Source organism: Clostridium frigoris, from assembly GCF_018861865.1.
Taxonomy (GTDB): domain Bacteria; phylum Bacillota; class Clostridia; order Clostridiales; family Clostridiaceae; genus Clostridium_AD; species Clostridium_AD frigoris.
Map to the genome: position 1 here is coordinate 32809 of NZ_JAHLDV010000032.1, position 10772 is coordinate 43580.

The 10772-nt window shown below is 31.5% G+C and carries 8 protein-coding genes; 2 read left to right on the forward strand and 6 right to left on the reverse strand.

Annotated features, from left to right (window positions below; all coding sequences use genetic code 11):
* Positions 1-12: 12 nt before the first annotated feature.
* Positions 13-369, forward strand: coding sequence for a YtxH domain-containing protein (locus KPL37_RS13040; RefSeq protein WP_216150047.1), 357 nt, complete (start codon positions 13-15; stop codon positions 367-369).
* Between the two features lie 121 nt (positions 370-490).
* On the opposite strand, the gene KPL37_RS20270 is transcribed toward KPL37_RS13040, so the two are convergent.
* Complete coding sequence (locus KPL37_RS20270; RefSeq protein ID WP_216150049.1) at positions 491-1930, reverse strand: GH25 family lysozyme; 1440 nt, start codon at positions 1928-1930, stop codon at positions 491-493.
* 234 nt (positions 1931-2164) lie between these two features.
* Between KPL37_RS20270 and KPL37_RS13050 the strand changes: the two genes are divergently transcribed.
* Positions 2165-4474 carry a GGDEF domain-containing protein gene (locus KPL37_RS13050; protein WP_216150051.1) on the forward strand — a complete coding sequence of 770 codons (2310 nt, stop codon included), beginning with the start codon at positions 2165-2167 and terminating at the stop codon, positions 4472-4474.
* A 115-nt stretch (positions 4475-4589) separates the two neighbouring features.
* Here KPL37_RS13050 and KPL37_RS13055 read toward each other — a convergent pair whose 3' ends face one another.
* From KPL37_RS13055 to KPL37_RS13070, 5 genes are all read right to left on the reverse strand, one after another.
* On the reverse strand, positions 4590-5459 hold the full coding sequence (locus KPL37_RS13055) for a methionyl aminopeptidase (RefSeq protein ID WP_216150053.1): 870 nt from the start codon (positions 5457-5459) through the stop codon (positions 4590-4592).
* 159 nt (positions 5460-5618) lie between these two features.
* A complete protein-coding gene (locus KPL37_RS13060; protein ID WP_216150055.1) occupies positions 5619-7466 on the reverse strand; it encodes an ABC transporter ATP-binding protein in 1848 nt (615 codons plus the stop codon).
* Positions 7467-8813, reverse strand: a complete 1347-nt coding sequence (locus KPL37_RS13065) for an ABC transporter ATP-binding protein (protein ID WP_343216268.1) — start codon at positions 8811-8813, stop codon at positions 7467-7469.
* A 17-nt stretch (positions 8814-8830) separates the two neighbouring features.
* A complete protein-coding gene (locus KPL37_RS20275; RefSeq protein ID WP_343216267.1) occupies positions 8831-9190 on the reverse strand; it encodes an ABC transporter transmembrane domain-containing protein in 360 nt (119 codons plus the stop codon).
* A gap of 148 nt (positions 9191-9338) precedes the next feature.
* Complete coding sequence (locus KPL37_RS13070) at positions 9339-10640, reverse strand: acetyl-CoA hydrolase/transferase family protein (RefSeq protein WP_216150056.1); 1302 nt, start codon at positions 10638-10640, stop codon at positions 9339-9341.
* Positions 10641-10772: the final 132 nt, after the last annotated feature.

Sequence of the window (10772 nt, forward strand, 5' to 3'; positions counted from 1 at the left end):
GAGGAAATAATTATGATATTTTCAAATTGGTTTAAAAAAAGAAAAATAGAAATACAAAAACAAGCAAAAATTAAAACTGCTAAAAAAGTAGCTATTGGAACAGTAGCCGGAAGTCTTAGTGGATTATTAGGAGGTTTACTTTTCTCTCCAAAATCTGGTAAAGAAACTAGAGAGGATATTGTTAATTCATCAAAAGATATCACAAATAATGTTAAAGAAAAAACTACAGAACTTAAAGACAACATTGACAATAAAGTTACCGATGTTAAAAGTAGTGTAACAGACTCTAAAACAAAAATATCTGAATACTTAAATAAGAAAAAAAGCTCAAAAGATATTGTTACTGATGATGAAACATCATCTAAATAGTATTATAAAACAAGTATTTAAGTAAGAGATTATAATATAAAAACACCACATTCTTATAGGAGTGTGGTGTTTTTATATTATCTGAAATAAGATTACCCTATATAATGTTATACCTTAAATCTCATTTAGATATATACACATTTATTACAGCTGTACTAGAAACATCATTAAATATGTCTAGCGCTTGAACCTTAAATATATATGTTCTTCCAACTTTTAAATTAGCTATTGTAATAAAGTTATTAATGTTTGTTGAAATCCAAACGCCATCTTTATAAACATTGTAACCTTTTATATCTATCTCAGTGTTCCTATTCCAACTTAAATTCACTGTTCCTTTCGAGGCATTGAATCCATTCAAGTTTATTGGTTTGGCAGGCGGCATTATTAAATCAAGTGATGGACACCAATTTTGATCCATGTTTGTATACCCGCCAATAATTGCTGATTGCGTGAATTGCCAAATATTCCATCCACTCCACCCACCAAAGCTCATAGGAGTATCATCACTAAATTTCAAATAGTTACTAAATTCATAAAACTCAGCATTCCAAAGAGGTAAATTCTTTAATTTATTAATTTCAGCTGTAACTTGCCACTCACTCCAAAATGATCTATTTGTATATATCATTATAGTTCTTCCTGTGTATAACTTAAAATGGTCACAAAATACTTTAGCCCAATCGACTATTTGTTTTCCCGTAAGCCCGCTATCAATTTGACCAAGGGGCGGCTCTATATCTAAAACAGGAAGTAGATCTCCATAACCTATAATCCCAACCTTCTTCATAATACTAAATATATGATCAGCATATTTTTCAGCTTCAACATTTGCTCTATCTAAATTGTAATCTAAATTAGACCAGTATGGAATATAATAGAATCCTACTTGAAGCCCTACAGATTTTATTCCTAGAGTATGTTTTTGTGCCATAAAATCAGGTGTGTATCCACTATTTAATACACTACCACCGGCTCTAACATAAACAAATTTCACTTCATCATTTTTGATTTTATTCCAATTTAATTCTGGCGTATAAAAAGAAACATCCATGCCTTTTAAGTAACCAGAATATTGGTTAGCTTTTGACCAATAGATGATGCCTGTCGACGTTGTAATGCTAACTTTTGCACTATTACTGTAACCAGAGAAAATTTTGTCTGACGTATAAGCTGTTACCTTATACTCGTAAGTTTGACCAATTTTAATATTAGTATCTACAAAAACTCGATTTGGCGTAGATCCTATCGGAATATTATTTCGTAAAATGTAATATCCACTCACTTGTACATTGTCATATGCAGGCTCCCAAAAAAGCACTACACTAATTAACGTATTTCTTTGTACTGATAGTGACCTTGGAGATCCTGGTGCTGCTCTATTCTCATTCTCCCTCACCATACGATCTTTTTTCCCCAGCGGCACAAACAAAGTCCAATCTTTAAACAGTTGCACAGAGTTCAAAAGTCCATTTGCTTCAATAATACTTTGCGGTGAAACTCCATATTTATTTGCAATTGACCAAACAGTATCACCCGATTTAACTAAATGTACCCCCACCGAATACCCTCCTTATATGTACTATTATAAATAGTATATTCATGACTACCCCTATATAGAGACGATAAAAGAGTTAACTATTTATTAAGATAACTAAACTTATATATGATATATTTTTCACCATTAAAAAATCTGATATGCAACTTAGCCAAATTTCCTTGCTATATAGTAACAATAAATGGTAATATTAATTTAATTACTAAATAATTAACAATAAACTGGAGGATTTTATCAATGAATAAATTATTGCCAAATAGAAGAAAAACTATAGGTGTTTTAATTAATTCTTTTGATGGTTTCTATCAATCACCAATTTGTAAAGGCATAAGAACTGTTGCTTCTGAAAGAAATTTTGATGTGCTTTTTTTTTCCGGTGGAGCACTTGAATCTACTATTCGTGATGAGGCAAAACAGAATGTTATTTATGATTTAGTTAACACCGATAAATTAGATGGATTAATTATATGCTCAGGACTACTTATGAATTATATTGGTTTAGAAAAATTCATTAAATTTTTAGACCGCTATAGAGATATACCGATGGTTAGTATTGGAATAGATATTAAAGACATTCCTAGCATAATTTTTGATAACAAGGAATGTATGCATTTTATGGTTAATCACTTGATTGAGCATCATCATTACTCTAAAATAGCTTTTATAACAGGGTCTCCTTTTAATCCTGAAGCCGTAATGAGGTTTGAAGGATATACTGACGCATTAAAAGAACATAATATACCCTATAACGAGGAATTAATTGTTGAAGGTGATTTCCATGAATTATCAGCAGCTATTGCAATAGATGAACTTATGGTACAAAGAAATAAAAAACCAGAAGCTATTGTAGTTGCAAACGATGAAATGGCAATTGAGGTGTTTTATCGTTTAAAGGAAATGGGATTTGAAGTAGGAAAAGACATATCATTAACGGGATTTGATAACGTTGACGAAGTAAGGTCTTTATCTCCTTCTTTTACAACTATTGATCAACCTATCTTTGAAATGGCTTCAAAGGCTGCTAAATTAATAGACTTAATTATTGCTGGGGAGAAAGTACCTCACTGTACTTATTTAAAGGGAAAATTAATAGTAAGAGAGTCTTGTGGTTGTTACAATATTTTAAAAAGTAAAACACCACTAATATTAAAAGAGAGTTTAAGAAAAGATACTCTATATTATATCGAATGTGAGGAGCTAAAAAACTACTTAATTAAGAACCAGCAACATATAGGGGCTTTAATAGGGAGAGAACTTGGCATAAGTAAAATTGACATATTAGATTATAAAGCAATTACTATTAACTTAATTAACTTATTTGTGTGTGATGTATTAGCAAAAAAAGTAGAAGGGCAATTTATAAAAGGATTTAAGGACCTTTTATTCAATTCTATTTTTATAAAGAATCTTGATTATTCTTGGAATGATGCCCTTTATGTTATTAGAAGTTTTGTTCTCACCGCTATTACTAGTTATAAAGTTTTAAGGGTATCAGATGAAATATTTTATATGGCTAGTGTTTTGGTAGGTAATATTTTAAATAAAAGAGAAGCCACACAGCACTTTAATTTTAAAAGAATGTATATCGGCACAAGAGATATAATGAGAGGCTTTAATTCTGTACAAAATCTTCACGAATTAACAGATGTAATTCGTGATGCTATGCCTTGGTATGGAATGAAACAATGTTATTTATGTGTATTTGATATTCCTATAAACAGCTTTCGAGAAAGTAATTTAACATTACCTTCTAAATCTAAGTTAATTTTAGGATACAACGAAGGTAATCTAGCAGAGGATCAGTATATAGATACACTCGATATTTTGCCAGATCAATTTATTTATGAAAAAAAAAGAAATGATTTAATTTTATTTCCCTTAGTTACAGGTGACGATTATTATGGGTATATCGCTTTTGATATGAATGCAATCAATGAATTTGTTTATGAAACTTTTAGAGAGCAGATTAGCAGTACCCTTAAAATTCAAATGTTATTTAATGAACGAATAAAAGCAGAAGAACAGTTAAACTTAGCAGTTATTGAACTTGAAAAGCGTAACGGGGAATTAAAAAACAGTTATGTAATTGATGAGTTAACAGGTATATTTAATAGGCGAGGATTTTACATGCACGGTGGTAGCCTTTATAAATCTGCCTCTATAACAGGTGGTAAAGTTATTATGTGTTTTGGCGATATAGATGGTTTAAAGGAAATAAATGATACTTATGGTCACCAGGAAGGGGATCAAGCTATTTTAACTGCAGCACTATTAATTAAGGAATCATGTGAAGTAGACGATGTTGTAGCACGTATTGGGGGAGACGAATTTACTATTATTGCGGCAAATAAATCTACTGAAAATGAAATCAATAAAATTGGTGAACGGATTTATTCAAATTTCACTAAATATAATTTAATTTCTAAAAAGCCATATAAATTAGCTATTAGTTTAGGTTTTTCAGTTTATTCGCAAGATATGAAGCTTACCTTCGATGAATTGATTCAAGCTGCGGACAAGCAACTTTACAAGCGTAAAAAAAGTTAAATATTTTATAAAAATAATAATAAGTTTTACTATTTTCAGAGGCTAACATTGTGTACTTCCTTGTATATTTTTTATAGTTAGCCTCTTAAATAGCATTTAAGTAAATCTTATCCATTTATTTTGATATTATCTCTATACCATCCTCTATCACAAGAATTGTATTCTCCCATTGTGCTGAAAGAGCCCCATCAGCTGTAGATACTGTCCATCCATTACCTTCATCAATGACTATTTTATTACTACCACCATTTATCATTGGTTCAATTGTAAATACCATCCCTGGTGCTAAAATCATACCTGTTCCTTTAATTCCACAATGAGAAACAAATGGGTCTTCATGAATCTGTAGTCCAACTCCATGTCCTCCAAAATCCCTAACTACTGAATATCCATTACTCTGTGCATATTCTTGCACCGCTGCTCCTATGTCACCTAAAAAGCCCCAAGGTTTCACTGCTTCTATTCCTTTTTTTAAACATTCCTTTGTAATTTCTACTATCTTTTTTGCTTCATCACTTACTTCGCCAATCATAAACATTCTTGATGCATCTGAATAATACCCATTAAGTATAGTCGTTACATCAATATTTATAATATCGCCATTTTTAAGTATTACATCTTTACTTGGTATTCCATGACATACTTCATCATTTATTGATGTACAAAGACTTTTAGGAAATCCCTCATAATTAAGAGTAGCTGGAATTCCACCTTTAGATATCGTATATTCATGAGCAAGTGTATTAATATCTTCTGTCGTCATCCCTGCTTTAATTTTCTCACTTACTAAATCTAAAATACCATTATTAATTACAGCACTCTTTCTAATTCCTTCAATTTGTTCTTTATTTTTAATAAGCTTCTTCTTAGGAACGGTGCAACATCGTTTCTTATAAGTCTGAAGTTTTTTATCAAACTCCAAATGACAATCCTTATATTTTAGTCCACTTTTACACCAACATTTATCTTCTCTACTTAAAATCATTATATAATCTCCTTTATTAATATCTTAACTAAAGGATAAGATTATCTATAAATCCTATCCAATAAATCTATCATTAATAATGATACCACGAAAAAGCAGTCATATACCGACCTATCATCAAAATAAATTCACTTATTTAGTGACTACCATTAACTTACTCTACTCATCACTATTATTATATTGATTAAAATACATATTATAGTATTTTCCTTTTTTACTTATAAGCTCCGCGTGATTTCCCATCTCTATAATTTGTCCATCATCTATAACCATTATTTTGTTTGCATCCCTTATAGTACTTAGCCTATGTGCTATTATAAAACTTGTTTTACCCTTCATTAGTTTGAGCATAGCTTCTTGTATTCTAAGTTCAGTTCTAGTATCAACACTACTAGTGGCTTCATCTAATATTAATATAGATGGATTGGTTAAGATTGCCCTTGCAATAGCTAAAAGTTGTCTTTGTCCTTGGCTAAGATTACTTCCACTCTCTGAAAGTAATGTCTCATACCCCCTTGGAAGTCTCCTTATAAATTCATGTGCATTTGCCATTTTAGCTGCATTTTGCACTTCTACATCTGTTGCCTGTAAATTTCCATATTTTATATTTTCTTTGATGGTCCCTGTAAAAAGATAAGTATCCTGAAGCACTATACCAAAACATCTTCTAAGGCTATCTCTTGTATATTCCCTTATGTCAACACCATCAATATATATTTCTCCACTCGTTACATCATAAAATCTTGTAAGCAAATTTACAATTGTAGTCTTACCCGCCCCTGTTGGTCCAACAAGTGCAATACTCTCGCCAGTTCGAGCTTCAAAACTAATGTCTTTAAGAATACTTATATCTTTTCTATACCCGAAATACACATTACTAAATTTAACATGTCCCTTGGGCTTATTAAGCTCTTTTGAATCTAATACATCTTGCGTTTCTTCTCCTGCATCTAGTATTTCAAATACTCTTTCAGCTCCAGCAACAGCGGATTGAAGTGTATTAAATATATTTGCTAAGTTATTAAGTGGACGTACAAATTGCCTTGAATAGCTTAAAAAGCTGGCAATTATACCTACTGTAATTATGTTTCTTACTGCTAGAACTCCGCCTACTCCAGCTACTGCCGCAAATCCTATATTGTTTATAACATTCATAATTGGCATTAGGAATCCAGAATATATTTGAGCTTTTAATCCAACCGTGCACAATCTTTGATTTATTTCATCAAATTCTTTCACTGTTTTATCTTCATGGTTAAAAGCTTTTACTATATAAACTCCAGATATAGTTTCTTCAATCTGTCCATTTAGTTTTCCAAGCTCCATTTGTTGAGATTTAAAAAGCTTTCCTGTCTTTTTAGTAATGAAGCGAGTTAACAGAAATACTAAAGGTACTGTAATTAAACTTGTAATAGTTAATATAGGACTTAAAATTATCATCATAATAAAAGATCCTACTATAGTTATAATCCCTGACATTAGTACAATTGCAGATTGAGAAATAGTAGAACTAACATTATCAATATCATTTGACAATCTACTCATAATATCTCCATGGCTATTTGAATCAAAGAAAGCCATTGGTAGCTTTTGGAGTTTTAAAAATAAGTTATTTCTAATAGTTTTAACTATTCTTTGACTAGAACTTGCCATGGCAAATCCCTGAAATAAGCTTATAGCTGCATCTGCCAAATAAGATATTAGTAAAACAATTACTATTATACTGAGTAGATTAAAGTCTACTTTTCCATTATTAGATGACATCGCATTTACGGCTTTCCCTATAAGATATGGCCCTATAAGTACAATAGCCGAATCTATTATTATAAATACAAATATTGTTATTAATGTTTTTCTTTCAGCTGCAAAATAACTCCACAGCCTTCTTAATGTTTTTTTAAAATTCTTCGGTTTTTCTACAGGTGACCTATTTCTTCTTCCACCTCTGCCACCATTAAATGGCATAGTAACAGTTTTATTATCATCCTTATATTTATTACCCTGCATCTACATCATCTCCTTTCCAATTTGAGAAAGGAAGATATCATTATATATTTCACAGCTCTTTAAAAGTTCCGCATGGCATCCAATTCCTTTTATTTCTCCATTGTCTATTACTATTATTTTATCAGCCCGCATTACAGAAGTTATTCGGTGTGCTATTATAATACAAGTTAAATCTTTAGCATATTTTTTTAAGCCTTTCCTTATCTTCACTTCTGTGTCTGTATCAACCGCACTAGTTGCATCGTCGAGCATTAAGATTTCAGCTCCTTTTACAAGTGCTCTTGCTATAGATATCCGTTGCTTTTGTCCTCCTGAAAAATTAACGCCACCTTGTCCAATCCTTTCATTGTACCCTTCTGGAAGTTTATCAATAAAGTTACTAGCCTGGGCCACTTTTAGAGCTTCCTTAATTTCATCAAGGCTTGCCTTCTCACTTCCCCATTTCATGTTATCTAATATGCTTCCAGAAAACAGAAGAGCCTTTTGTGGCACTATTGCAATCTTATCTCTTAATGACTTTATATCTAGCTCTTTGATATTTACACCATCAACTTTTATTTCTCCACTTATTACATCATAGAACCTAGGTATTAAATTCACAAGGGTACTTTTACCTGAACCAGTCGATCCTATTATCCCAACAGTTTCCCCCGGATGGCAACTAAATGATATATCCTTTAATATAGGCTCCTTGTCTTTATTATATGAAAAATATACGTTTTTAAAATCAACTCTTCCTCTGTACTTAGAATTATCTACATTTTCAATTCCATTAGTCATACTATTTTTTTCTAAAAATACTTCACTAATACGTTGCGCGGATGCTCTAGCGCGGACAAACATTGTAAAAACATTAGTTACCATCATAAGTGAGAATAATATTTGTGTCATATAATTTGTAAATGCTATTATTTGTCCTACATGCATACTTCCTTTGTTTACATATATGCCACCTATCCAAATCACTAATATAATACCAACGTTTACTATAAGTCCAATGATAGGAGTGAAAACCGATGTTATTTTCATAGCTTTAGTAGAAGATAACGCAAGCAAATCATTTTTATCCTTAAACCTTTCAGTTTCATATTCAAATCTATTAAAAGCTTTAACTACTCTTACTCCCGATAAATACTCCCTCATAACTCCATTAACGCTATCAAGTGATTTCTGCACTTTAATAAAATATGGGAGTCCAATTTTCATATTAAAATATATAAGAATAGCTGCAATTTGTACAATAGCAAATAAAATCATAGATAACTTTAAGTTTAGTCTTGTTGCCATTATAATGCTTCCTATGCCCACAATTGGGGCTTTAACAAATACCCTCATAAGTCCATTAATAAAATTTTGAACCTGCGTTACATCATTTGTAAGCCTTGTAACGAGAGTAGCCCCTTCAAACCTATCAACGTTTCAAAAGATAATCCTTGGATTTTTTTAAATAAATCATATCTAAGTTCTGTTCCAAGTTTTTGTGATACATTACTTGCCATAACATTACGAATACTTGCAAATATCGCTCCAACTCCAGCAATTATGAGCATAATAACTCCCATTTTAATTACATAATTCAGATCTTTATTTGCAACTCCTGTATCAACGATTTTGGACATAATCATTGGTTGCATCAAATCACAGAACGCCTCGAGTATTACAAAAAATACTGCTATGCAAAATCCTATTCCATACTTATGCGCATATACCTTTAAATACCCCAAAGTAGCTTCCCCCTCCTTGCGGCATGGCTTTAAAAACCCGCAATATCCATTTTTTTTAATGAATTTTACGGGTTTTAGAATTATATCTTAAAATTTTATTATTATTTAAATACTACTTAATCAAGCCATTACCTTATTATACTCTTAACTAAAACGCACTCTTGAATCTATTTGTAAATTCTACCTTTAGTTCTTCTATAAAATCTGGATGTGCGATATTTATTAAAGCTCTAGCTCTATTTCTTAAAGATTTACCTTTAAGCTGCGCGATTCCATACTCTGTAACAATATAATCCACATCAGTCCTTGAAGTTGTAACTACTGCACCAACATCTAATAATGAGACTATTTTTGAAATCTTTCCTTTTGAAGCTGTTGATGGTATTGCAATTATTGATATACCATCTTCACTCATATTTACACCACGAACAAAATCAACTTGACCTCCGACACCACTGATTTGTTTTAAACCTATACACTCTGAGCATACTTGTCCCATTATATCCACTTGTACACAAGAATTTATAGAAACCATTTTATAATTTTTCATAATAGTAATAGGATTATTCACATAATTTACAGGATACATTTCAACAGAAGGATTATTATCAACGAAATCATAAAGTCTTTTAGTTCCCATAAGGAAAGACACAACACTTATTCCCGGGTGAAGCGTTTTCATCTTATTAGTTATAACACCCGCTTCTACTAGTTCAACTACTCCATCTGATATCATTTCTGAATGTATTCCCAAATCTTTTTTATCCTTTAAAAATAAAAGTACCGCCTCAGGTATTGCACCAATACCAAGTTGTAGTGTAGAACCATCTTCAATTAAAGATGCACAATTTTCCCCAATCTTTTTTTCAACTTTCCCAATACTCGGCGGTTGAAGTTCAATTATTTTATGAGATGTTTCAATTAAATAATCTATATCTGATATATGAATAAATGAATCTCCCATAGTTCTTGGCATCTTATCGTTTACTTCTGCAATTACAACCTTTGCATACTGAGCAGCAGGTTTTGTATAATCATTTGATACTCCAAAACTACAATACCCATGTTCATCTGGAGAACTAACCTGAACTAAAGCTACATCAACAGTCAAATACCCTTTTCTAAATAACTTAGGAACCTCATGAAAGAAACAAGGGGTAAAATCAGCTCTTCCTGATTCAATAGCTTCTCTAGTTGACGCACTTGCAAACATTGAATTTTCATGAAAATATTCTTCCATTCCAGGTTTCGCATATTCCCCTGTTCCTAATACTACCAAGTTAACTATTTCTACATTTCTATAATTTTCTCTATTTGCAACCATCGCATCAATTAATACAGTTGGTTCTCCAGCTGCATGACCAACAACAACTCTATCTCCAGATTTTATATATGTTACAGCCTCTTCTGGTTTAACAAGCTTACGTTTATAAATTTCCTTCCAGTTCATAAAAATCCCCCCTCGTATTAGTAGAGATTTCACGGAAACTCCCTAGTTCCTGTGATTACTCATTTTTAGTATCATTAATTTTTATTGATTCCCCCATTTTTTTTGCATAAAACACTTGACAAGTCTGTAGAA